The sequence below is a fragment of the Roseovarius tolerans genome, assembly GCF_900109855.1.
GTDB classification, from domain to species: domain Bacteria; phylum Pseudomonadota; class Alphaproteobacteria; order Rhodobacterales; family Rhodobacteraceae; genus Roseovarius; species Roseovarius tolerans.
On the sequence record NZ_FOBO01000005.1, the window covers coordinates 184,749 to 207,921 of the forward strand.

The following is a 23,173-nucleotide window of genomic DNA, read 5'->3' on the forward strand; positions in this document are numbered from 1 at the left end:
GGGCAAATCGGCTTTCCCTCGCGCGGCGATCTGCTAAATCAGGCGCAGGACAAGATGAAGGGCACGCGCATGGCTGACCGGTTCCGCCTGACACTGGCACAGTTGAACGCCACGGTGGGCGATCTTGCTGGCAATTCTGCGCGCGCGCAGACCGCCTGGGAGGCGGGGCGCGCGGCGGGTGCGGACCTCGTGGCGCTGCCCGAGATGTTCATCACCGGATACAACACGCAGGATCTGGTCATGAAGCCGGGTTTTCATCAGGCCGCGATCGCTGCCATCGAGGGGCTGGCGCGGGACTGTGCCGACGGGCCCGCTATCGCGATCGGAGGTCCTGCGCTCGAAGGGGCGGGGCTCTATAACGCCTATTATATCCTGCAGGGCGGGCAGGTGACGGCGCGGGTGTTCAAGCATCACCTGCCCAATGAGACCGTGTTCGATGAAAAGCGCATCTATCAAAGCGGCGACGTGACGGGCCCCTATACCGTTCGTGGTCTTCGCATCGGAAGCCCGATCTGCGAGGATGCCTGGCACGATGACGTGGCCGAAACCCTTGCCGAGACGGGGGCCGAGATGCTGCTCGTCCCCAATGGCTCGCCGCATTACCGCGACAAGATCGACACTCGCCAGAACCTGATGGTGGCGCGGGTGATCGAGACCGGCCTGCCGCTGGTCTATCTCAATCTCGTGGGCGGGCAGGACGACCAGATCTTTGACGGCGGCTCTTTCGTGCTCAATCCGGGCGGTGGCCTCGTGGTGCAGTTGCCAATGTTCGAAGAGGCCGTGGCGCATGTCGATTTTGAACGGGTGGGTGCGGGCTGGCAGGCCGTGCCCGGCGTGCTGGCGCATCTGCCGGATGATCTGGAACAGGATTACAACGCGATGGTGCTGGCGTTGCGCGATTATCTGCGCAAGGCCGGGTTTTCGCGCGTTTTGCTGGGGCTGTCGGGTGGGGTGGACAGCGCTATCGTCGCGACCATCGCGGTCGATGCGCTAGGGCCGGAGAATGTGCGCTGCGTTATGCTGCCCTCGGAATATACGTCGGAAGAGTCGCTGGAGGATGCCAGGGCGGTCGCCGAAAACCTAGGCTGCCGCTACGATTTTGTTTCCATTGCAGAGGGCCGCGCGGCGATCACCGCGACGCTCGCGCCGCTTTTCGAGGGGACCGAACCGGACCTCACCGAGGAGAACATCCAGTCAAGGTTGCGCGGGCTGTTGCTGATGGCGCTGTCGAATAAGTTCGGCGAGATGCTCCTAACCACCGGCAACAAGTCCGAGGTGGCCGTGGGTTATGCCACGATCTATGGCGACATGGCCGGAGGGTACAATCCGATCAAGGATCTGTACAAGACGCGGGTGTTCGAGATCTGCCGCTGGCGCAATGCGCATCACCGGGGCTGGATGCAGGGGCCCGAGGGCGCGGTCATCCCCGCACGCGTGATCGACAAGCCGCCGAGCGCGGAACTGCGCGCGGATCAGAAGGACAGCGATTCGCTGCCTGATTACCCGGTGCTGGACGGCATCCTGCACATCCTCGTGGATCAGGACGGGTCAGTGTCCGATTGCGTCGCGGCGGGCTATGACGCGGCGGACGCGGCCAAGGTCGAACACCTGCTCTATATCAGCGAATACAAGCGGTTTCAGTCGGCGCCGGGCGCACGGCTCAGCAAGCGCGCCTTCTGGCTCGACCGACGGTATCCCATCGTGAATCGTTGGCGTGACAGCGCGAGCGAAGTGTAAGCTGCGGCTACTCTGCGGCGCGCGGCCATGTGGTCTGACCGGTTGGACGGCTTAGCTGAGCCGATGTTTCGAGATAGCGGCTTACATAGGCGATCAACTCGGCCTTTCGAAGTGGCTTGCTCAGAAAACTGTCCATCCCTGCCAGATGTGCCGCCTGCCGATGCTGGTCCAGAACATTGGCGGTGACTGCCACGACATGTGCGGATGGCAGATCATGTGCCGCCTCATGCGTGCGGATCAGTCCGGTCGCCTGATGCCCGTCCATCCCCGGCATGGAGACATCCATCAACACCAGATCGGCCTGCCGCTCGCTTTGGAGTGCGACGGCTTCCGCTCCACCGCTGGCAAGGCGCAGCCTTGCCCCGGAACCGGTGAAATAGCGTTCAAGCAACAGCCGATTCGTTGCGTTGTCATCAACCGCGAGCACATCCAGCCCTTCTGCCCAACCTGGTGGTGTAATCGTGGAGGTGATCCGCGGGGCAACGCGATGGCCTGCCGTGGTGTTACCCTCAGAGACTGTTTGTTGCCCTTCGAGAACCCGTCGCACCGTTTCCAGGAAAAGCCCCTCTTGCAAGGGTTTGCGCAGGATCGCCCCGTTCGGTGGCGGTGCGGTCGGGGTGTCCGATAGAACGATGCGGGGCACATGCGCCGTGTCCGTGGGCACTGCGGCTGCCTCATCGACAATCAGAAGATCGGGTGCCGCATTGTCGGGTTGTGAGGTGTCCCCAATCGAGGCCCCGAGATGAAAGAGTAAATCCGTCATCGCCTTTTTGCGGCCAGCGAGAAGGTCAAGCACCCAGATCATCGGCGGCTCGACACCCGGCAAGACGAGGGGGGCGGCACAGAGCCCGTCTCTTGTTCCGCCGTCCGGCACGAGCGGCAGGATGATATCGAACCGTGTTCCGCGGCCTTCGCGGCTCTGAAGGGTAATTCGCCCGCCCATCAGGATGACGAGCTGGCGGCTGACGGCAAGGCCGAGGCCGGTGCCACCAAAGTTTCGTGCGGCGCTGTTGTCCGCTTGTTCGAACGCAGCAAATACGTTGGCTTGTTGGTCTTTCGGGATGCCCACGCCTGTATCGGTGACCGACAAAACAACCTCGCCGACAGTGCCCCGTGCCACTTCGAGCGCAACATGTCCCTCCAGAGTGAACTTGACGGCGTTTCCCGCGACGTTGACCAGTATCTGCCGCAAGCGCCCGGCATCGCCTAGCATCACGTCCGGCAGGTCGGGGGAAACATGGCCGTAGAGCGCGATCCCCTTGCGGGCGGCGAGCGGAGCAAGAAGCTGCGTCACATCCTCGACAAGGTCGCGCAACCGGTAGGGCTCCTGCGCGAGCGTGAGTTTGCCTGCCTCGATTTTCGAGAAATCGAGAATGTCGTTGATGATCGTCAGGAGCGCATCGCCGGAGCGGGTGATCGTGCGCACATAGCTGGCCTGTTCCTGCGATAAATCGGTTTCTGAGAGCACGTCGGCGATGCCGATGATCCCGTTCATCGGGGTGCGAATTTCATGGCTCATCTTGGCCAGAAAATCGGATTTGGCCTCGTTCGCGGCAATCGCCGTTTCACGCGCGTCTTCGAGGCGTCCGATGAGGCGGCGAAGAGGGCGCCCCACGATCACCCGAAAAGACACCCAGTTGGCGAGTGTCGCAATCAGGATGCCTCCAACGAGCAGAAGCAGCAGAAAATCGCGCTGATAGCGTTTCACCGTTGCAATCTCGCGCTCGTCAAAGCGCGTGACCAGTTCGGTGATCGGCCAGGAATAAACCTCGTAGGGCAGCGACAGCGCGCGCTCGGCTCCCTGGCAGCCAAGCCCCTTTGGCACGACGGCAAGCACGTCGCCGCGTTCGGCGTCACGCAGTTGCACGCAGCGGATCGCGGGATCGCCCAATAGGGTCTGCATGAGATCGGTGACATAGGGGCTTTGCCAATCGACCGGCCCCGGGTTCTGATCGCTGAACCGCTCCAGCGCCCCGCCGACGCGCGCGGTGGCATTGCCGATCCGCATCGCCATAGCTTCTTCGCTGCGCAAAAGGTTCTTTTCGCTGAGCCACATAAGCCCCGAGGCGGCGAAGATCAGGAAGGTTGGTACCATCACCGCTGTCAGCCGCAAATAAAGCCCCAGGGTCGGTGTGCGCGGGTCGGTCGTCTCGGCCAGGGTCATCGGCTCACTCCAGCCGCGTGGCGTGCCCCGCCTCCATCAATGCGCGCAGTGGCGCACGGTTGTCGATCTCGGTCCGAATGACGCCAAACCGCCCGTCGCTCTGGGTGATGTAATAGTCAACCAGCGCCTCACGTCCATCTTCGCTCATTAGGGTGGAACACATCACATAGATTTCACCCATTTTCAGGATCACCTGGTGATTCTCGGTTGGATAGAACCGGGTCAGCGTTCCCGTTTTCAGGTCTACATGCGGCAACGCGCCGCCAAGCATCGAACGGCCAAGGTTGCGCTGCAACGCCGCCTGCAGTGTTGTCCGCAACTCGGCCAGAGACTGCGCCTGTGCACCCACTCCGTCGAACAGAGCAAGCGCCAATAGCGCGCAAAAAGCCAAGCGTATCCTCATGGGTCTTCCTCCGTCCCGCATCGCCTTACACATCAAGGACCATGACAGTTACCATTCCGTTTCCCGGTATCGCGACTTGCGTTCACAAAACCGTGATAACGCCGCGCGCGCCACGTGCTTGTGACTTGTCATGTGCGTCCTGAAAGGCGCAATCTGATGCCAAGCGCGAGGGAGCCGGTGATGAGACATCTAAGGATTTTGCCTGTTTTGTTCGTCCTGTTCTGGACGGGCGGCGCATTGGCCTGTGGGCCGGAGACCGATTGTCGCATCGGTGACCGGCATTACCGCATCGCCTTGCCCGAGGGGCAGGTCGAGGGTCCGATCGGTGCGATCATCTACGCGCATGGCTATCGCGGATCGGCGGCGGCGGTGATGCGCAACGCCAACCTGCGCCGCATGGTCTCGGATATGGGGCTGGCGCTGATCGCGCTCAAATCCGGCGATGACGATTGGGTCATTCCCTCGTCTCCCAGCCACATGGAGGCCGACGGATCGGTCGAATACCGCTATGTCGAGGCGGTGATTGAGGATGCGGCGCGACGGTTTCCCATCGATACCGGCCGCCTCATGGCGGCGGGGTTCTCGGCGGGCGGAATGATGGTCTGGAACCTTGCTTGCACCATGCCAGATCGTTTCGCAGGCTTTGCCGCCATTGCCGGCACGTTCTGGAAAGGGCCGCCTGAAAGTTGCGAGACACCGGCGGCGAGCGTGGTTCATATCCACGGGCGCAGCGACCCCACGGTGCCGCTTGAGGGGCGACCCATCAGAGAGACCTGGCAGGGCAAGGTCTCGGAGTCGATGGACATGTACGAACATCTCGGCGGGTTCAGTCCGGCGGGTGACCTGACCGAGGGAGACCTCGAATGCCAGAGCCGCCGCAATCCGCGCGGCGAGATCCTCGAGCTGTGTCTGCATCCCGGCGGGCATTCCTTCCGGAGCAGCTATGTAAAATTTGCATGGGAGCGGCTGCACGCGGCAGGTCAGCTCTGATCCGGCCCAGGTTTCTTTTTGGCACAGATACTCCGGGGGTCCGGGGGCAGCGCCCCCGGCGGGTCGGATGGCGGCAGCCATTCGAAACGGGAATGCCTCATTCCCACCAACGGTCTATCGTGGCGATATCCGCGTCCGACCAGCCGAGGTGATGCGCGAACTCATGCACCACCACATGGGTCACCAGATTTTCCAGGCTCACATCGCCCCGGTCGCGCCATTCCGCCAGGATCGGCGCGCGAAACAGCCAGACCGTATCGGGGCCGAGCGGTTGATCGAAGCTGGATTTCTCGGTGAGCGGAACACCCTCGTATAGCCCGGTCAGATCGAGCGGGTCGTCGATCTCCATCTCGGCAAGAATATGTTCTGGCGGCCAGTCCGTCACGATCAGCGCCACATCGCGCGCCGCCTGCCGGAACGCCTCGGGCAGTTGCGCAAGGGCGCTGCGGGCGATGTCTTCGATCTCTGCAAGGGTGGGGGCCGGGTCTTTCATCCCGGCGATATGGGGCGCGGGGGCAGGAAAGTAAATCCGCCCCCGTTCCGATCTTACAGCATCAGCTGATAGCTGGTCGGCTCGTAGACGAAGCCGTCACCCTTGGCAGAGACATATCCCGTGCCGGGCCAGGGCATGTGATAGCCGACGAAGGGGATCTTGTCGGTGGCCAGCATACCAAGCAGGCGGCGGCGGGTTTCGGCGGCCTTGGTCTTGTCCATGTCGAACTTGACCTCCCAATCGGGATAGCCCAACGACCAGACATAGTGATTGGCGAAATCTGCCGCGATCAGCAGTTGGCTGCCGCCGCTCTCGATCATGTAGGCGGTGTGGCCGGGCGTATGGCCATGGGCCGCCATCGCGGTGATGCCCGAGGCGACGCTCGCCCCGTCGCCGATCATCTCGGTCTGCTCGGCCAGCGGGCGCATCTTGGCGTGGAAGGTTCCGTTGTCCATTGCCGCCCAAGCGTCGAATTCGGCGCTTGCCGTGACATAGCGCGCATTGGGGAAGGTTGCGCCGCCCTCACCCATCAGCCCGCCGATATGGTCGCCATGCATGTGGGTGATCACCACCACGTCGACCTGATCGGGCGTGTAGCCCGCCGCGTTGAGCGCCGAGGTGATGCCCTCGGGGTTGAGGCCGGTGTCGAAGAGCACCAGATCACTCCCGGTATTGATCACCGTCGGAGTGAAGAAGAACTGCGCCTGATCCGTGGGGATGTTGGCCGCGGCGGAGGCCTCGTCGAAGGTTGCCTTGTCCACATTGAGGCCGAAGATCGAATGCGGGTCGGGCCGGGGCGTGGTGGCGGCCAGAAGCGTCGTCACTTCGAAGTCGCCGATCGTCACGCGGTTGAAACGGGTGGTGGCCGCGCCCATCATCGGCGCGGCTGCGCGCGCGGATGTGGTCGCGAGCCCGGCCAGTGGCAGGGCGGCGGCCGATCCCAGAACGGCACGGCGGGACAGGGTGGTGCGGGACATTGAAACCTCCAGTTGATTTGGTTCGTAGGCATTATAGCGCCGGAGTATGTAGTGTGATTGACGTTCACGCAAAATTGAGACGTCTGTGGATGTGTCATCATCCCTTCTAAAACGGGTGTTGGAAGGTTATTTTCGAGCCATGTTGAGCCTGTTCCAGAACCGCGACTATGCATTTCTGTTCGGCGCGCAGGTCGTTGCGCTGATCGGTACGGGGCTGTTGACCGTGGCGCTCGGCCTTCTGGCGTATGATTTCGCGGGTGATCGCGCCGGGCTGGTGCTGGGCACGGCCTATACGATCAAGATGGTGGCCTATGTGGGCCTGTCCCCAATAGCGCAGGCCGTGGTCCAGCGCCTGCCGCGCAAGGCGGTGCTGATAGGGACCGATCTCATTCGGGCGGGGGTGGCGCTTTGCCTGCCGTTTGTCACTGATCTGTGGCAGGTCTACGGGCTGATCTTCGTGTTGCAGGCGGCCTCGGCCACCTTCACCCCGGCCTATCAGGCGGTGTTGCCCGATGTGCTGCCCGAGGAGCGCGACTATACCCGCGCGCTGTCGCTGTCGCGCATGGCCTATGATCTGGAGAACCTGACAAGCCCGGCATTGGCCGGTCTCTTGCTGACGGTGATGAGCTATCACTGGTTGTTTCTGGGCACCGTGGCGGGGTTTGTCGGATCGGCGCTTCTGGTGGCGGTATCGGTGATCCCCGCCCTGCGTGGCCCGGCGGCGGCGCGCCCGTTCCGCGAGCGTCTGTCGCGGGGCTTGCGCATCTACCTGGCGACGCCGCGGCTGCGCGGGCTGCTGGCGCTCAATCTTGCTGCGGCTTCGGTCGGGGCCTTTGTGCTCGTGAACACCGTGGTTATGGTCCGGGGCGGCTATGGCGCGGGCGAGACCGGTCTGGCGATTGCGATGGCGGCTTTTGGCGCGGGTTCCATGGCGGCGGCGCTGGTCCTGCCGCGCTTGCTCGATCACTTGCCCGACCGGCGGGTGATGATGGCGGGCGCACGCGGCCTGATCGCGGTGGCGCTGGTGGTCGGGACGCTGGTCTGGCTTGACGGTTTGCCCGCTTGGGGCGTCTTCCTGCTCGTCTGGGCGGCTATCGGTTTTCTCTATTCCAGTATTCTAATGCCCTCGGGGCGCCTTCTGCGGCGCTCGGCCCACGCCGAGGACCGACCGGCCATCTTTGCCGCGCAATTTGCGCTGAGCCATGCGTGCTGGCTGCTGACTTACCCTCTGGCCGGTTGGGCGGGACAGGCGATGGGCATGGGGCCTGCCCTGATGCTGCTCGCAGGCGTGGCGGTGGTCGGGCTGGCTGTAGCGTCACGGCACTGGCCCGACGGTCTGCCGGATGCGCCCGAGCATGACCATCCGGACCTGCCCGAGGATCATCCGCATCTGCGCGCCAATGGCGGGCGGCGGCATACGCATGCCTTCGTGATCGACGACGAACATCGCGTCTGGCCCATCCACGGCTAGGACCGCCGCAATCTGGACAATCGCACGCGCCTGTGACAAAGCCCGCGCGACAGTCAGGAGACGCCCATGACCACCACCCGTTTCGCCCCGTCGCCCACCGGATACATCCATGTGGGCAACCTGCGCACCGCGCTGATGAACTACATGATCGCCGCCAAGGCGGGGGGTACCTTCATCCTGCGCATCGACGACACCGATCCGGAGCGTTCCAAGCAGGAATATGTGGACGCGATCAAGTACGATCTCGAATGGCTGGGCCTGCATTGGGACCGGGTTGAACGGCAATCCGAACGGCTTGACCGCTATGCCGAAGCCGCTGACCGGCTGCGTGAAATGGGCCGGTTCTACGAGGCGTTCGAGACGCCGACGGAGCTTGACCTCAAGCGCAAGAAGCAGCTCAACATGGGCCGCCCGCCAGTCTATGACCGCGCGGCACTGAGCCTGTCGGAAGAGGAGCGTGCGGCCCTGCGCGCCGAGCGCGGTAACGGCGTCTGGCGTTTCAAGCTCGATCAGGAGCGGATCATCTGGCAGGACGGTATTCTGGGCGAGATTTCCATCGACGCGGCCTCGGTCTCTGATCCGGTGCTCATTCGCGGCGACGGGCAGGTGCTCTATACCTTGGCCTCCGTGGTGGATGATGTGGAAATGGGTGTAACCCATGTGGTGCGCGGCTCGGACCATGTGACCAATACCGCGACGCAGATCCAGATCATCGAGGCGCTTGGCGGTACACCGCCGCAATTCGCGCATCACTCGCTTTTGACCGGACCGCAGGGCGAGGCATTGTCGAAACGGCTCGGCACGCTCAGCTTGCGCGATCTGCGCGCGCGTGGGGTGGAGCCGATGGCACTCCTGAGCCTGATGGCGCGGCTTGGCTCGGCTGATCCTGTGGAGTTGCGCAGCGACATGGCAGAGCTGATCGAGGGCTTCGACATCGAGCGGTTCGGTGCCGCGCCGACCAAGTTTGACGAAAACGACCTCTTTCCGCTCACCGCCCGGATCATCGGTGCGCGTCCCTATGAGGCGGTGGCCGGGACCATCGCAGAGATTGGCGTGCCCGACAATCTTGCGCCGCAATTCTGGGAGGTCACGCGCGAGAACGTCACCACGCTCAATGATCTCGAGGCGTGGTGGGCGATGTTCCGCGACGGGGCCGAGCCGGTGATCGAAGAGGAGGATCGCGCCTTCATCGCCGAGGCGATGGCGCTCTTGCCAGAGGGGCCGCATGACAATGAGACCTGGGGCAAGTGGACAACGGCCGTCAAGGACACCACGGGGCGCAAGGGCAAGGGCCTGTTCATGCCGCTGCGTCTGGCATTGACCGGACAGGCGCGCGGGCCGGAGATGGCGAAAGTTCTGCCGCTTTTGCAGGTGATCAAGGCAAGAAACTGATCCCGCCGGTCGCGTCGCGCAGACGCCTGCGCTCGCGGTCAAGCGGCAGCGCCGCGTCGGCATACTCGAGCGCGCGCGCCGACATGTCGCGCGCGGCCTCGGCCAAGTCTGTATCCGGGGCATCTGCAATCCGCCCGAGCGCGTCGAGCAGGCGCAAGGCCACCTCGATCTGATCGGCTCCGTCGCGCGCCGTCCCGGCAAAGGCGTTCTCGATCATCGCGTGACGTGCGGTATCTGGCAGAAAGATGCGCGGGAAAAGCGGCTTGGTCTTTTTCGGCTCGGCATGTGCCCATTCAAGCAGCAGCTTTTCCTGACGGCAAATCACGGCAATTGCGGTGCCCGGATCGTTGATCCCGGGCGAGAGGGCGCGCGAGGCGGTCTCGGACAGCACGAGCAACCCGTAGGAGGCATCCTGCTCAAATGTGCGATGCGTACCGATGGTCAGGCGGCGCGCGATGGCCCCGGTCTCGCCATCCTTGACGCCGGTGGCATGGCCGATGATCTGTCCCTCGATCAGATAGTCGCCCGGACGGGCATAGAGATAGACCCGCGTCTGATCAGATTTCAGCCGCTCGTTGATGCCCGGCATATCGATGAACTGCACATAGCCCGTCGCCGGGGCCGTGAGCGGGCTGGCCTGTGCGGGAATGGCCGTCTCCTGCGTCATCACCACCCCTCCGAGAGAGGGCAGGCGGCGAGCGCGAATGAGGCAGGCGCGCGCGGCGGCCTCGGTCGCCTCGAGCGTAGCATCCATGCTGCCGAGATCGCTCAGGTGGTGAATCCAGCGCAGGAGCGCCAGCAAAACCAGCACGACGACCGCCACGGTGAAGCCGAGAACCAGCACGCTGGAGCCTTCGGGATAGACGTTCGACTTGATCAGGATGATAGAACTGAGCGCATAAACGAAGGCCCCGATAAAGACCGCAAGCGCAGTATGCGTGGTGGTGTCGGCCAGCAGGATACGGTGCACGCGCGGGGTGGTCTGCTGCGCCGCAGCATTGTGCGCCGTCACCATGACGTTGAGCGAGAAGGTGCTGACCGCGAGCATGCCAGAGGCAAGGATCGACAGGATCGGCATCACCGATTCGGTGGTGAAGCGGTCTTTCAGCGCCGTGGGGATCTGGTCTTCGAGCAGGATCGATACCGCCGCCGCCAGCACGGCAAGCAGGGCGAAAAGGCTGACCCGCAGCCAGAGCTTGCGGCTGAGCCGCAAGAGGGTCATGACCCATGTCGAGAGGAAATTGAACTTCACCGCACGCGCCTTCTGTCACCGATCTGAGACTCGATAGTGACGCGCCTGCCGGGGCCTGTCGATGGGTGGCCTTGCGTCATTCTTGGGCCGCGATAATCGGCGGGCCAAGCCGGGCGAGGTGCAGGTCAGTCAACTCTCGCTCTGCGCCGCTCAGAACCTGATGCCGGGGATAGCGCGGGGCGGTGCGGTCATCCAGAATGGGCGCGTCCCAGCCGTGGGTAGTCTCGAAGAACCGCGCCACCCCGGACTCGCCGAACTCGCGCAGATAGCCCTGCACCACGACATCGACATAGCTGAGCAGGATGGGATGCGCCTCGGTCGGTGCGCCGTGATGGCCGTCGGGGATGGTATAGACCGCGATCTCGGGCGCGTGGGGCAGGGCGTGGCGCACCTGATGCGCGGCCGGTGCGCGGATATAGGCCGCCTCGCGCGCATCGAGCGCGGGCCAGTCTGCCCCGGGGACCGGCGCGATCAGGCCGTCGATCTCAGACCCCTCTTCGGGCACCACCGTCAGATAGGCCACCGGTCGCAGATCGGTGTGCCGCCAGATGCGCCGCCAGCCCCTGAGATGGGCCGCCTGCGCATCGTCGAACACATGGGTGGCTCGGTTCACGAGGCTGCCATAGCCGAAGAAATATGCATCCTGCATGAAGGTTTCGCCGCTCCTTTGATCTGAATCATGGTTTTTTAGTAGTCTCGGGGCAATCCTCGCCGAATTCAAGCAAGGGAACCAGACACCATGCGGATCACCAAACGCACCAATATCGCCATCCGCCTGCTCATGTTCTGCGCCGCCAATGAGGGGCGTCTGGTCACCAAGTCCGAGATCGCAGAACGGTGCAACACTTCTGAAAGCCACTTGGCACAGATCATCAACAAATTGGGTCAGCTTGGGTTCCTGCATACGCAACGCGGGCGTAGCGGCGGCGTGACCCTTGGCCGACCGATGTCGGAGATCCGGGTGGGCGAGGTGTTTCGCCGGCTAGAAGAAAACACCCCCGTCGCCGAGTGCTTTGCCGATGTGGACAATACCTGCCCGCTGACCGAAGCCTGCCGGTTGCGGGTGGCGCTCGTGGACGCGGTCGAGGCGTTTTATGCCCATCTCGACGAGGTGACGCTCGATGCTCTGGTCTGCGACAACGAGGCGCTTTTCACGATTTTTTCAGCCGTGCCCTGCATGAAACGGGCTTGAAGGCCTGCGCGCGGTATACTAGCGTGCACGCTGACTGGACAGGGAGAACTGGCGCGTGCCAGTGCCGAAGGAGCAACCGCCCCGGAAACTCTCAGGCAACAGGGACCTGCCCGGTCAAATGAACTCTGGAGAGACCCGGCTGCGACATGCGGGGCGCCGAAGGGATAGCGATCTCAGGCGAAAGGACAGAGGGGGCATCGCGGCGCAGCCTGTCGGCTTGCGTCTTGTCGGTGCCGGAGCGATCAGCACATGATCCGGCCCGGAGGGATAGGGAAGGACGCTGATGGCTGATCTGGAAATCACACCGCTCAACGCGCTGCACCGCGAATTGGGGGCCAAAATGGTGCCCTTCGCGGGTTATGACATGCCGGTGCAATATCCCATGGGCGTGATGAAGGAACATCTGCATTGCCGCGCCAGCGCGGGGCTGGTCGATGTCAGCCACATGGGGCAGGTGATCCTGCGCGCGCCGGGCGGCTATGCAGAGGTGGCCCGCGCGATAGAGGCACTGGTGCCGGTCGACCTGCTGGGTCTGGGCGTGATGCGGCAGCGCTACGGGTTTTTCACCAATGAGGATGGCGGCATTCTCGATGACCTGATGCTGGCCAATCGTGGCGATCACATGTTTGTCGTGGTCAATGCCGCCTGTAAGGCCGACGATGTCGCGCATATGCGGGCCGGGCTGTCTGGCGTCGAGGTCGAGGAGGTCACCGACCGCGCACTTTTGGCCCTTCAGGGGCCTGCCGCCGAGGCCGTGCTGGCGGGGCTGGTGCCGGGGGTCGCCGAGATGCGCTTCATGGATGTTGGCATTGTCGGGTCCGAGTTCGCGGATTTGTGGATCTCTCGCTCGGGCTATACCGGCGAGGACGGCTATGAGATCTCCGTGACCGAAGATCAGGCTGAACCATTGGCGCGTGCGCTGCTAGCGCATGAGGCGGTGGCGCCCATCGGCCTCGGCGCGCGTGACAGCCTGCGGCTGGAGGCGGGCCTGTGTCTATACGGGCACGATATCGACACCACCACCAGCCCGGTTGAGGCGAGTCTCAACTGGGCCATCCAGAAGGTGCGCCGCGCAGGCGGCGACCGGGCCGGGGGCTTTCCGGGGGCCGCGCGAATTCTGAATGAGCTGCAGACCGGCGCAGCCCGCGCCCGCGTCGGCCTGCGCCCCGAAGGCCGCGCGCCGATGCGCGAGTGCACGCCGCTTTTCGCCTCAGCCGAGGGTGGCGATCCAGTCGGCCATGTCACCTCCGGTGCCTTCGGGCCTACGATCGAAGGGCCGATGTCAATGGGCTATGTCCCCGCTGACATGGCCACCGAGGGAAACGAGCTTTTCGGGGAGGTGCGCGGCAAGCGCCTGCCTGTCCGGGTGGCAAAGCTGCCCTTCATCCCCGCCAATTTCAAACGCTGAACCAGCATCAGGGAGCACAAGATGAAATTCACCGAAGAACATGAATGGCTGCGCGACGAGGACGGTGTCATTGTCGTGGGCATCACCGAACATGCCAGCGAACAGTTGGGCGATGTGGTCTTTGTCGAACTGCCCGAGGTCGGCAAGCAGGTCACCAAGGATGACGAGATCGTTGTGATCGAGAGCGTCAAGGCGGCCTCGGACATCCTCGCCCCCATCGACGGCGAGATCGTCGAGGTCAACGAGACGCTCACCGATGAGCCCGGCAAGGTCAATGACGACCCGCAGGGCGATGCGTGGTTCTTCAAGATGAAGCCGAGCGAGCCCAGCCAGATGGACGACCTGATGGATGAGGCCGCCTACAAGAAATACATCGGCTGAGGTTTCGCCCTCAGTGAGAGTATTTTTGGAAAGATGAAGCAGGGGGCCGGCGCGCGCCGCCCCCGGATGCGATGAGGACACCGCCATGCCGTTCAAAGCGACCGACTATCTGCCTTATGATTTCGCCAATCGCCGCCATATCGGACCCTCGCCAGAGGAGATGGGCGAGATGTTCGAGGTGCTGGGCGTGGAAACGCTTGAGGCGCTGATCGACGAGACTGTGCCGAAATCCATCCGGCAGGAGGCTCCGCTCGATTTCGGCAAGCCCAAGTCGGAAAGCGAATTGCTGCATCACATGTGGCAGACAGCCTCAAAGAACAAGGTGCTGACCTCGCTGATCGGGCAGGGCTATCATGGCACCGTCACGCCCCCGGCGATCCAGCGCAATATCTTCGAGAACCCGGCCTGGTACACCGCCTATACCCCCTATCAGCCGGAAATCAGCCAGGGGCGGCTTGAGGCGCTGTTGAACTTTCAGACCATGGTCAGCGACCTCACGGGTCTGGAGATCGCCAATGCCTCGCTTCTCGATGAGGCGACGGCGGCGGCCGAGGCGATGACCATGGCGCAGCGCGTCGCCAAGTCCAAGGCTCGGGCGTTCTTTATCGACGAGAATTGCCACCCGCAGAACATCGCCGTGATGCAGACCCGCGCTGCACCTCTGGATATCGAGGTGATCGTCGGCGCGCCCGAAGAGATGGAGGCCGACAAGGTGTTCGGCGCGATCTTCCAGTATCCCGGCACGCATGGGCATCTGCGCGATTTCAGCGCCGAGATCGCGGCATTGCACGAGGTCAAGGCCATCGGCATCGTGATCGCCGATCCGCTGGCGCTGACCCTGCTGAAGGAGCCGGGGGCCATGGGGGCCGATATCGCCGTTGGGTCGACACAGCGGTTTGGCGTGCCGGTGGGCTATGGTGGCCCGCATGCCGCCTATATGGCCACGAAAGACGCCTATAAGCGCGCCCTGCCGGGGCGGATCGTGGGGGTGAGCGTGGACAGCCACGGCAACCGTGCCTACCGCCTCAGCCTGCAGACCCGCGAGCAGCATATCCGCCGCGAGAAAGCCACCTCGAATGTCTGCACCGCGCAGGCGCTCTTGGCTGTGATGGCGTCGATGTATGCCGTTTTCCATGGGCCCAAGGGCCTGCGCGCCATCGCGCAGCGCATCCATCGCAAGACCGTGCGACTGGCCAAGGGGCTGGAGGCGGCGGGCTTTCACGTCGAGCCGGGTGATTTCTTCGATACGATCACCGTCGATGTGGGCCTTCTGCAACGCGGCGTGCTGCAATCGGCGGTGCGCGAGGGCGTGAACCTGCGCCGCGTCGGCGATACCAAGATCGGCATCACTTTGGATGAGCGCACCCGCACCAAGACCGTGGAGGCGGTCTGGCGCGCCTTTGGCATCATCATGGAAGACAGCGACTTCACACCCGAGTATCGCATCCCTGAGGTGCTGCAGCGCGAGAGTGCTTATTTGACCCATCCGATCTTTCACATGAACCGGGCCGAGACCGAGATGATGCGCTACATGCGCCGTCTGGCGGATCGCGATCTGGCGCTCGACCGGGCAATGATCCCGCTTGGGTCCTGCACGATGAAGCTCAATTCCGCCGCCGAGATGATGCCGGTCAGCTGGCGCGAATTCTCGCTGCTGCATCCCTTTGTCCCGGCGGATCAGGCGCTTGGCTACAAGGAGATGATCGACGATCTGTCAGCAAAACTGTGCGACATCACCGGCTATGCCGCGATTTCGATGCAGCCCAATTCTGGCGCGCAGGGGGAGTATGCGGGCCTCTTGAGCATCGCGGCCTATCACCGCGCCAATGGCGAGGGGCATCGCAAGATGTGTCTGATCCCCGTGAGCGCGCATGGCACCAACCCGGCGAGCGCGCATATGGTGGGCTGGGATGTGGTCGTCGTGAAATCCGCCGAGAACGGCGATATCGACGTGGAGGATTTCCGCGCCAAGGCCGAGAAATACTCCGAAAACCTCGCCGGCTGCATGATCACCTACCCCTCGACGCATGGCGTCTTCGAGGAGACGGTGCGCGAGGTCTGTGCCATTACCCACGAACACGGCGGGCAGGTCTATATCGACGGGGCCAACATGAACGCCATGGTCGGTCTCGCGCGCCCCGGCGATGTGGGCGGCGATGTGAGCCACCTCAACCTGCACAAGACATTCTGCATCCCGCATGGTGGCGGCGGTCCTGGCATGGGACCCATCGGAGTCAAGGCGCATCTGGTGCCGCATCTTCCGGGCCATCCGGCGACGGGCGGCGAAGAGGGGCCGGTGAGTGCCGCGCCCTATGGCTCGCCCTCGCTGTTGCCGATTTCATGGGCCTATTGCCTGATGATGGGCGGTGCGGGCCTGACGCAGGCGACGCGGGTGGCGATCCTCAATGCCAACTACATCGCCAAGCGGCTGGAGGGGGCCTATGACGTGCTCTACAAAGGGCCGACGGGACGGGTGGCGCATGAATGCATCCTGGATACCCGCCCGTTTGAGAAGAGCGCGGGCGTCACCGTGGACGATATCGCCAAGCGGCTGATGGATTGCGGCTTTCACGCGCCCACGATGAGCTTTCCGGTGCCCGGCACGCTGATGGTGGAGCCGACTGAGAGCGAGACCAAGGCCGAACTGGACCGCTTCATCGACGCGATGCTGGCCATCCGTCAGGAGATCCGCGACATCGAAGAGGGGCGGATGGAGGCCGAGAACAACCCGCTCAAGAACGCGCCGCACACGATGGAGGATCTCATTCGCGAGTGGGACCGGCCCTATAGCCGCGAACAGGGCTGTTTCCCGCCGGGAGCGTTCCGGGTGGACAAGTACTGGCCGCCGGTCAACCGGGTGGACAATGTCTATGGGGACCGGCACCTGATTTGCACCTGCCCGCCGCTTGAGGACTATGCCGAGGCGGCGGAATAGGACTGCAAGAAATAAGGCGGCCCTACGGGGCCGCCTTTTTACTATCAAATATCTGTCTAAAATGGCATTCGGCACGTCAGACGCGCCGAATACGCGACAGGAACGGTTGCGCCATCACTCACAATCACCCGATCTGTTCACGTACCCTCACGCTAATGTGAATATGCTTAGGCTGTCATACCCCAATTAGGGTATGAGGCCGCCATTTCACACTCAATCCCCGAGAAGAGGCATGAGCCGATCAAGCACATCCCGCCAGCGGCGGAAGAAAGCCAGCTGTCCGGCATCCTCGAAAAGGTGAAATTCGATCCAGTCATGATCGCGGCGAAACTCGTCATAGGTGGCGACGGGCACCTGCGGATCTTGTGCGCCGTTCATCAGGATCAGTGGCACCTGTCCGCGCAGCGCGGTGAGATCGCTCGTCCAGTCGGTCAGTTGCCCGGCGACGAGTTGACGAGAGAACGCCTCGTGCGCGCAATGGGTCTTCGAAAGCGCGACGTCCGAGCCGGTGACGAAGGCTTCGTAGACCTCGCGTTCCTCGAAGGTGGCGATGTCGGCTGCGGAATTCCCAAAGACCGCGTGAATGAACCCGCGCTTGCCAAGCTTCTGTGCCAGAAGAAAGCCGGCCTTGACCATGAACGGCAGCAGATGGGGCGTATATTTGGCACCGGCCATGATAAAACGATGCCATTTATCCATCCGCTCGAACTGTTCGCGGCGGGTGAGGGGCAGCATGCCGGAACAAGCGATGATCCCGGTGAAGAACCCGGGGTTGGCGCGGGCCAATCGTACCGCATAATATGTATCCCCGCTGAGCGCGATGATCGGGCAGTGCCCCACCCCTTCGGCGGCCAGCACCAGCATCGTGTCCTGAACCAGGGCGGTATCATAATCCACGCCCCGGCCCACCATGTCGGAACCGCCATAGCCCGGACGCAGCGGAACGATGATCCGCAAGCCGCGCGCGGTGGCGCAAGCCTCGGCTGAGGCGGGCCAGCGGACCAGTCCGAAATCAAGCGGCAGGTAGAGCACCGGGCGTCCCTGCGGCGCGCCGAGCACCAGATAGTCCACTCGCCGTCCATCAAAGGCCCGCAGCGAATGAAAATCACGCTCGGCGAGGGTGGTGGACCCACGGCAGACGTCGTGTCGGCCTGTGGCCGAGCGCACCGTCAACGCCGTCATGTCGATCATCGACAGCGCCAGACGCACCAGCTCAAGTTGCGAATGGGTTTCGGTCTTGGCGAGGATCGACTTGATCTGCGCCCGGATCGTATCCACCGACCGGTCCCGATCCATAGCGATATCAGTCACGCTGCGGCAATCGACCAGATGACACAGGATATCGGCCTCAGTGGCCGTGAGATTGAAGGCTTGACGCAGGATGTCGCAGAAACCCTTGGGCAGGCTGACCTCGTTCGAGGCCGCGAGGACCAGCACCGTGCCATCGGCGGCAATGCAGCGTTGCAGGCGAAAGACGATCAGGTGATCGGCACGCTGCGAGCGGACGCGCAGGACGGCGCTGTCTTTGGCGCGGTCCTCAAAGAGCAGGGCGAGCGTGTCGGCGACCGCCTCCCTGTCGGCGTCATGAATCGGCAGATCGCGGAGATGTGCCTGTGTGGGCAATTGCATCACCACGCGTGCAGCGGCATTCGCGGCGCGGATATCATTGTTGCGGTCGAGCAGTGCTGCGGGAACGCGGTCGAACGGCGCCAGGATGGTTTCGAGATCCTCGGCTGTTGTGCCGGGCGTCGGGACCGTGACCTTGACCCGGTCGAGAAACTCGGTCGCGCGGCGGAAATGCGCGGCGATACGCGGGTCGTCCAGCAGGCGCGGCGCGTTCAGATCGACCCGCGCCCGCAATGGCCCGACCGTGCTCTCCCAATGGTCGAGAAGGGCCTCGTATCCGGCCGGATCAAGCGCGACATCGTAGAGACGATCAAGCGTCGCAGCCCGGTCCTCATCGGACAGGGTTATTTCCTCGTCTTCACCCGTAGCGCGCGGCCTGGACGTCATAAGAAAATTCCGAAAACTAACATGATTGAGGCCCCGAGGGCCATTTATACATGCCGTTATGGCGGATTTACGGCAATGAAAAACTGATGGTTCCCGCTCAATCCTCGAGAAGGCAGGCGAAATGATCGCGCAAGCGGTGCCATGTGGGCTGGTTCGACGCGCAGAGCAGAAACCCTTTTGTGATCGCTGTGTTGTAGTCGCGCCCGTCAAGCATCCGCGCGACACCTCCCGCCTGTTGGCAGATCAGCACGCCCGCTGCGTGATCCCAAGGGTTGAGCACGCCGGACAGCGTGAAATCCACCGCGCCCTGCGCCAGCAGGCGGTATTCGTGGCACGAACAGCGCAAGGCAAAACACCGGGCCAGTGCCGTAAGAAGCGGGGCTACGCGCTCCTGCTGATCCTGTGGCATGAGATAGAAATGGATGTAGCCTTGCAGATCCGCCAGGTCGCCGCCCTTTGAGACGCGTACCGCGCGTTCGGACCCGAGAGCTGCGGTAAGGCGCGCGGGGCTTGCCTCATCGGCGATGATCCAATCGTCGGAGACTGGATCATGCAGCAACCCCAGAACCGGGCGGCCAAAGCGGGTGACGGCGATGATCACCCCGAAGAGCGGCAGGCCGTGGACGAAATTCCAGGTGCCATCGACCGGGTCAATTATAAAGGCGAGTTCTGCTTCGGCCACCGCATCGCGCAAATCCGGGTTCTCGGCCACGGCCTCTTCGCCCACGATCAGGGCATGCGGAAACATCCGTTGCAGCCCGCGCGCCAGCATCGCCTAGGCCTGACGGTCGGCCTCGGTCACCAGATCTGTCGGCCCGGATTTGGTGTCGGCCTCGGCGCGGGTCACCGTGCGGAAGCGCGGCATGATCTCGGCCCGCGCGGCACGGCGCACGAGATTGACCAGCGCGGTCTGCTGCGCGGGCGTCAGCGGGGGAGAAAGCGGGATGGGCAGCGAATCACTCATGAGCACTCCTTTCGATGCGCGCATGCAGTGCCAGCCGGGTTGCGCAAAATCAACGTGGCGTTTGGTGACGGGATCATCGACCGGCTTACGCCGACCTATCCGCCGGGGGTTTCACCCCCGGACCCCCGAGAGTATTTTTGCCAAAAAAAGGGGCTATTCACGGGCCCGCAGGATGCGGGCGGGGCGGGCGCGCAGGGGGCGCAGGGCGAAGGCGAGCCCGGCCAGCAGTGTGACCGCGATGCCGCCCGCCACGATGGCAAGCGCCGAGGGCCAGATCACCGTGAAGGGCGTCTCCATCACGAAATGGCTGACCGCCCAGCCCCCGCCGATGCCCGCCGCGAGCGCCACGCCGCCCGCGGCTGTGCCCAGCAGGACGGCACGCAGCGCTATGCTGGTCAGGATCTGCGCGCGCGCCGCGCCAAGCGTCTTGAGGATCGCGGCCTCATAGGTGCGCGCGCGGGCATCCGCCGCCGCCGCCCCGATCAGCACCAGAAAGCCCGTGAGCAGCGTGACCGACGCCCCCCAGGAGGTGGCAGAGGCGAGGCTGGCCAGAAGATCGGTCACCCGCGTCAGCGCATCGCGCACGTTGATCGCGGTGACATTGGGATAGCGGTCGGTGACCTCGCGCAGGATCATCTCTTCGGCGGCCTCGCTGTCGGCGTAGACGGTTGCGATGAAGGTATGGGGCGCACCGGCGAGGGCGGAAGGGTTCATCAGCATGACAAAGCCCATGCCGACGCTGGAGAAATCGACCTCGCGCAGCGAGGTGATGGGCGCGGTGATATCCCGTCCGAGGATGTTGACGGTGATCTCGTCGCCGAGGCCGATGCCCATTTCCGCCGCCTCTTCGGCAGCGAAGCTGAGCTGCGGCTGCCCGGTGTAATCATTGCCCCACCAGTCGCCTGCGGTGAGGGTGGTGCGTGCGGGCAGCGTCTCGGCATAGCTGATCGCGCGGTCGCCTTCGACCACCCAATGCCCCGGGGCCACCTCGCGCGCCGGGCGGTTGTTGATGCGGCTGATGATACCGCGCAGCATCGGCGCATGGTCGATGCGGCTGACCGCCGGGTCGGTCTCCAGCCGGTCGAGGAACCACGCCATCTGGTCCTTTTGCAGATCGACGAAGAAGAAGGACGGCGCGCGCTCAGGCAGGTCTCCGGCGATGGCACGCCGCAGGTTGCCGTCGATCTGTCCGACGGCGGCGAGCACCGTGAGGCCCAGCCCGAGCGAGAGCATGACCGGGGCGGCGGTGCTGCCCGGCCCGCCGATCGCCCCGAGCGCCCAGCCAAGCGCGGGACGGGTGCGCAGACGGGGGCGCAGGGCGCGGGCGGCGCGTTGCACGGCGAGGGCGGCGAGGCTCAACGCGCCAAGCGCGCCGATGATCCCGCCCGCCGTCCAGAGGGTGAGCGTCAGGTTGCCGGAAAAGAGCGCCGCCGCAGTCAGCAAAAGGCCGATAAGCACAAGCGTGGCAATGACATAGGGCGTGCCGGGCCAGCCGTGACGCGCGCCCGCCGCCTCGCGGTAGAGCGCCGCTGCGCGCACTTCGCGCGCCCGGGCAAGGGGCCAGAGGGTGAAGATCAGCACGCTGAGAATGCTGTAGAGCGTCGCCTCGATCATCGGGGCGGGATAGGCGGCAAAGACCGCAGGCACCGGCAGGCGCGCGGCGATGAACGGCCCGAGCAGGACCGGCAGACCAACGCCGAGGATCAGCCCGCCGATGATGCCGAGAACGGCCAGAACACCGACCTGAAGAAAGTAAGTCAGAAAGATCGTCCGCTGATCCGCGCCGAGGCTGCGCAATGTGGCGATGACCTGCACCTTGCCCGCCAGATAACTGCGCAGCGCCGCCGAGATGCCGACGCCGCCCACGGCAAGGCCCGAGAGCCCAACGAGCACGAGGAACGCCCCGAGGCGGGTGACGAATTCGGCGACGCGGGGGCTGGCGTTGCGGGCGTCGTTCCAGCGAAAGCCGCTGCCGTCTAGTTCTTCGGTGGCGCGGCGCTCCATCGCGGCGAGATCGGTGCCGGGGGGCAGGGTCAGCCGGTATTTCGAGGTGAAGAGCGAGCCGGGTGACAACAGCCCGGAGCCGTCAAGCGCTGCGCGCGCGACGATGGTGCGGGGACCGAGACCGAAGCCCGCCCGCGAGGGGTCGGGCTCGCGCACCAGTTCGGCCATGAGGCGAAACTCCTGCTCTCCAAGTCGAAACGTATCGCCGATGTCGAGGCCGAGGCGGGAGATCAAGAGCGGCTGCATCACCGCGCCGGGCAGGTCATTCGCCCCGGCAAGCGCCGCCTTGAGCGGCATGTCGGGGGATATTTCTATCTCTCCGACAAGGGGATAGGCACTATCGACCGCCTTGATCTGCGTGAGTTCGCGTGTGCCCTCGGGTCCGAGCGCCATGGAGCGAAAATCGGCGATTTCCGAGACCTCAATGGCCGCGCCCTCCATCCAGTCTCGCTCGGCCTCGGTGGCGAAGCGGTAGGTCAGTTCGAGTTCGGCGTCGCCCCCCAGAAGCGCTGCGCCCTGATCGGCAAGCCCGGCGCGCACGCTTTCGCGCAGGGTGCCGACAGCGGCGATGGCGGCCACCCCGAGGATCACGCAGGCAAGGAAGATGCGAAACCCGCGCAGGCCGCCGCGTAGCTCTCGCCGGGCGAATTTCGCCGCTGTTCTCACACTCATGCGGCTGCCTCGATGCGCCCGTCGCGCAGGCTGATCACGCGGTCGCAACGCATGGCGAGATCCGAATCGTGGGTCACCAGAACCAGCGTCGCGCCGTGGCGGTCGCGCAATCCGAACAGCAACTCGATGATCGTCTCGCCGGTGCTGCTGTCGAGGTTGCCGGTTGGCTCATCGGCAAGGATGATCGCCGGGCGCGGTGCAGCGGCACGGGCGAGCGCCACGCGCTGCTGTTCCCCGCCCGAAAGCTGCGAAGGGTAGTGCCCGGCGCGGTCCGCGAGCCCGACGGTGGTGAGTTCCTCGAGCGCGCGGGCATCGGCATCGGGCGCGCCCGCGAGTTCCAGCGGTGTCGCGACATTTTCCAGCGCGGTCATCGTCGGGATGAGGTGAAAGGATTGAAAAACAACACCGAAATTGTCACGGCGCAGGCGGGCAAGCTGATCCTCGGTCTGCGCGCCGAGATCATGATCGAGCGCGCGGACGGTGCCGCCGGTGGCGCGCTCCAGCCCGCCCATCAGCATCAGCAGCGAAGATTTGCCGGAGCCGGAGGGGCCGACCAGACCGACACTCTCGCCCCGGTGGACATCCAGCGTGATCCCGTGGAGTATCCGGACGAGACCGGTATTCCCCTCCAGTGCAAGCGAGGCATCGGAGAGGGACAGAAGAGGAGAGTTCATGCGTTTGCGCCTGATTGAAAAGGGTTTTTTGACATATGGGGCCCTGCGGGG

Annotated in this window: 19 protein-coding genes and 1 riboswitch; of the genes, 8 read left to right on the top strand and 11 right to left on the bottom strand. The window is 64.1% G+C overall.

Annotated elements, in window-relative coordinates:
• The first annotated feature begins 69 nt into the window (after positions 1 to 69).
• Positions 70 to 1,737, top strand: coding sequence for an NAD+ synthase (locus tag BMX04_RS06970; RefSeq protein WP_074785631.1), 1,668 nt, complete (start codon positions 70 to 72; stop codon positions 1,735 to 1,737).
• A 7-nt stretch (positions 1,738 to 1,744) separates the two neighbouring features.
• On the opposite strand, the gene BMX04_RS06975 is transcribed toward BMX04_RS06970, so the two are convergent.
• Entirely contained in the window at positions 1,745 to 3,901 is a 2,157-nt protein-coding gene (locus tag BMX04_RS06975) for an ATP-binding protein (protein ID WP_074785588.1), read from the bottom strand.
• Between the two features lie 4 nt (positions 3,902 to 3,905).
• Complete coding sequence (locus BMX04_RS06980; protein ID WP_139194518.1) at positions 3,906 to 4,304, bottom strand: hypothetical protein; 399 nt, start codon at positions 4,302 to 4,304, stop codon at positions 3,906 to 3,908.
• Positions 4,305 to 4,484: 180 nt separating this feature from the next.
• Between BMX04_RS06980 and BMX04_RS06985 the strand changes: the two genes are divergently transcribed.
• On the top strand, positions 4,485 to 5,294 hold the full coding sequence (locus BMX04_RS06985; protein WP_074785590.1) for a CE1 family esterase: 810 nt from the start codon (positions 4,485 to 4,487) through the stop codon (positions 5,292 to 5,294).
• A 97-nt stretch (positions 5,295 to 5,391) separates the two neighbouring features.
• Here BMX04_RS06985 and BMX04_RS06990 read toward each other — a convergent pair whose 3' ends face one another.
• A complete protein-coding gene (locus BMX04_RS06990; RefSeq protein WP_074785591.1) occupies positions 5,392 to 5,787 on the bottom strand; it encodes a metallopeptidase family protein in 396 nt (131 codons plus the stop codon).
• 53 nt (positions 5,788 to 5,840) lie between these two features.
• Positions 5,841 to 6,764: an MBL fold metallo-hydrolase gene (locus BMX04_RS06995; protein ID WP_074785592.1), complete on the bottom strand. Its 924-nt coding sequence runs from the start codon at positions 6,762 to 6,764 to the stop codon at positions 5,841 to 5,843.
• Positions 6,765 to 6,903: 139 nt separating this feature from the next.
• On the opposite strand from BMX04_RS06995, the gene BMX04_RS07000 reads away from it, so the two are divergent.
• Together BMX04_RS07000 and gltX are read left to right on the top strand one after the other, a co-directional pair.
• Entirely contained in the window at positions 6,904 to 8,235 is a 1,332-nt protein-coding gene (locus BMX04_RS07000; RefSeq protein ID WP_074785593.1) for an MFS transporter, read from the top strand.
• Positions 8,236 to 8,301: 66 nt separating this feature from the next.
• The gene (gene gltX / locus BMX04_RS07005) at positions 8,302 to 9,627 is read left to right on the top strand and encodes a glutamate--tRNA ligase (protein WP_074785594.1); all 1,326 of its coding nucleotides are present in this window, start codon (positions 8,302 to 8,304) and stop codon (positions 9,625 to 9,627) included.
• Here gltX and BMX04_RS07010 read toward each other — a convergent pair.
• Complete coding sequence (locus tag BMX04_RS07010; RefSeq protein ID WP_083398112.1) at positions 9,611 to 10,879, bottom strand: DUF2254 domain-containing protein; 1,269 nt, start codon at positions 10,877 to 10,879, stop codon at positions 9,611 to 9,613. The genes gltX and BMX04_RS07010 overlap by 17 nt on opposite strands.
• A gap of 76 nt (positions 10,880 to 10,955) precedes the next feature.
• Entirely contained in the window at positions 10,956 to 11,528 is a 573-nt protein-coding gene (locus BMX04_RS07015) for a gamma-glutamylcyclotransferase family protein (protein ID WP_074785595.1), read from the bottom strand.
• Between the two features lie 90 nt (positions 11,529 to 11,618).
• On the opposite strand from BMX04_RS07015, the gene BMX04_RS07020 reads away from it, so the two are divergent.
• The 4 genes from BMX04_RS07020 to gcvP all read left to right on the top strand — a co-directional run bounded on the left by BMX04_RS07020 (position 11,619) and on the right by gcvP (position 16,795).
• Positions 11,619 to 12,071 (top strand): RrF2 family transcriptional regulator, encoded by a 453-nt coding sequence (locus BMX04_RS07020; RefSeq protein WP_074785596.1) that lies wholly within the window; start codon positions 11,619 to 11,621, stop codon positions 12,069 to 12,071.
• A gap of 30 nt (positions 12,072 to 12,101) precedes the next feature.
• Positions 12,102 to 12,189: riboswitch (glycine riboswitch) on the top strand.
• A gap of 165 nt (positions 12,190 to 12,354) precedes the next feature.
• Positions 12,355 to 13,479: a glycine cleavage system aminomethyltransferase GcvT gene (gcvT, locus tag BMX04_RS07025; protein WP_074785597.1), complete on the top strand. Its 1,125-nt coding sequence runs from the start codon at positions 12,355 to 12,357 to the stop codon at positions 13,477 to 13,479.
• Positions 13,480 to 13,500: 21 nt separating this feature from the next.
• Positions 13,501 to 13,860 (top strand): glycine cleavage system protein GcvH, encoded by a 360-nt coding sequence (gene gcvH, locus BMX04_RS07030; RefSeq protein ID WP_050663475.1) that lies wholly within the window; start codon positions 13,501 to 13,503, stop codon positions 13,858 to 13,860.
• Between the two features lie 85 nt (positions 13,861 to 13,945).
• Positions 13,946 to 16,795 carry an aminomethyl-transferring glycine dehydrogenase gene (gene gcvP / locus BMX04_RS07035; protein WP_074785598.1) on the top strand — a complete coding sequence of 950 codons (2,850 nt, stop codon included), beginning with the start codon at positions 13,946 to 13,948 and terminating at the stop codon, positions 16,793 to 16,795.
• A gap of 213 nt (positions 16,796 to 17,008) precedes the next feature.
• Here gcvP and BMX04_RS07040 read toward each other — a convergent pair whose 3' ends face one another.
• The 5 genes from BMX04_RS07040 to BMX04_RS07055 all read right to left on the bottom strand — a co-directional run bounded on the left by BMX04_RS07040 (position 17,009) and on the right by BMX04_RS07055 (position 23,122).
• Positions 17,009 to 18,808: a bifunctional helix-turn-helix transcriptional regulator/alpha/beta hydrolase gene (locus BMX04_RS07040; RefSeq protein WP_074785599.1), complete on the bottom strand. Its 1,800-nt coding sequence runs from the start codon at positions 18,806 to 18,808 to the stop codon at positions 17,009 to 17,011.
• A 97-nt stretch (positions 18,809 to 18,905) separates the two neighbouring features.
• Positions 18,906 to 19,580: an inositol monophosphatase family protein gene (locus BMX04_RS07045; RefSeq protein WP_338101065.1), complete on the bottom strand. Its 675-nt coding sequence runs from the start codon at positions 19,578 to 19,580 to the stop codon at positions 18,906 to 18,908.
• 3 nt (positions 19,581 to 19,583) lie between these two features.
• Positions 19,584 to 19,772 (bottom strand): hypothetical protein, encoded by a 189-nt coding sequence (locus BMX04_RS19815; protein WP_338101066.1) that lies wholly within the window; start codon positions 19,770 to 19,772, stop codon positions 19,584 to 19,586.
• 153 nt (positions 19,773 to 19,925) lie between these two features.
• Positions 19,926 to 22,448 carry an ABC transporter permease gene (locus tag BMX04_RS07050; RefSeq protein ID WP_074785600.1) on the bottom strand — a complete coding sequence of 841 codons (2,523 nt, stop codon included), beginning with the start codon at positions 22,446 to 22,448 and terminating at the stop codon, positions 19,926 to 19,928.
• On the bottom strand, positions 22,445 to 23,122 hold the full coding sequence (locus tag BMX04_RS07055) for an ABC transporter ATP-binding protein (RefSeq protein WP_074785601.1): 678 nt from the start codon (positions 23,120 to 23,122) through the stop codon (positions 22,445 to 22,447). The genes BMX04_RS07050 and BMX04_RS07055 overlap by 4 nt, the downstream gene beginning before the upstream one ends.
• Positions 23,123 to 23,173: the final 51 nt, after the last annotated feature.

Coding starts and splice junctions, on each gene's coding strand:
- BMX04_RS06995 (WP_074785592.1), bottom strand. CDS start 6,764: ATGTCCCGCACCACCCTGTCCCGCCGTGCCGTTCTGGGATCGGCCGCC.
- BMX04_RS07055 (WP_074785601.1), bottom strand. CDS start 23,122: ATGAACTCTCCTCTTCTGTCCCTCTCCGATGCCTCGCTTGCACTGGAG.
- BMX04_RS07045 (WP_338101065.1), bottom strand. CDS start 19,580: ATGCTGGCGCGCGGGCTGCAACGGATGTTTCCGCATGCCCTGATCGTG.
- BMX04_RS06980 (WP_139194518.1), bottom strand. CDS start 4,304: ATGAGGATACGCTTGGCTTTTTGCGCGCTATTGGCGCTTGCTCTGTTC.
- gltX (WP_074785594.1), top strand. CDS start 8,302: ATGACCACCACCCGTTTCGCCCCGTCGCCCACCGGATACATCCATGTG.
- BMX04_RS06970 (WP_074785631.1), top strand. CDS start 70: ATGGCTGACCGGTTCCGCCTGACACTGGCACAGTTGAACGCCACGGTG.
- gcvH (WP_050663475.1), top strand. CDS start 13,501: ATGAAATTCACCGAAGAACATGAATGGCTGCGCGACGAGGACGGTGTC.
- BMX04_RS07050 (WP_074785600.1), bottom strand. CDS start 22,448: ATGAGTGTGAGAACAGCGGCGAAATTCGCCCGGCGAGAGCTACGCGGC.
- BMX04_RS06985 (WP_074785590.1), top strand. CDS start 4,485: ATGAGACATCTAAGGATTTTGCCTGTTTTGTTCGTCCTGTTCTGGACG.
- BMX04_RS19815 (WP_338101066.1), bottom strand. CDS start 19,772: ATGAGTGATTCGCTGCCCATCCCGCTTTCTCCCCCGCTGACGCCCGCG.
- gcvP (WP_074785598.1), top strand. CDS start 13,946: ATGCCGTTCAAAGCGACCGACTATCTGCCTTATGATTTCGCCAATCGC.
- BMX04_RS06990 (WP_074785591.1), bottom strand. CDS start 5,787: ATGAAAGACCCGGCCCCCACCCTTGCAGAGATCGAAGACATCGCCCGC.
- BMX04_RS06975 (WP_074785588.1), bottom strand. CDS start 3,901: ATGACCCTGGCCGAGACGACCGACCCGCGCACACCGACCCTGGGGCTT.
- gcvT (WP_074785597.1), top strand. CDS start 12,355: ATGGCTGATCTGGAAATCACACCGCTCAACGCGCTGCACCGCGAATTG.
- BMX04_RS07000 (WP_074785593.1), top strand. CDS start 6,904: ATGTTGAGCCTGTTCCAGAACCGCGACTATGCATTTCTGTTCGGCGCG.
- BMX04_RS07020 (WP_074785596.1), top strand. CDS start 11,619: ATGCGGATCACCAAACGCACCAATATCGCCATCCGCCTGCTCATGTTC.
- BMX04_RS07040 (WP_074785599.1), bottom strand. CDS start 18,808: ATGACGTCCAGGCCGCGCGCTACGGGTGAAGACGAGGAAATAACCCTG.
- BMX04_RS07015 (WP_074785595.1), bottom strand. CDS start 11,528: ATGCAGGATGCATATTTCTTCGGCTATGGCAGCCTCGTGAACCGAGCC.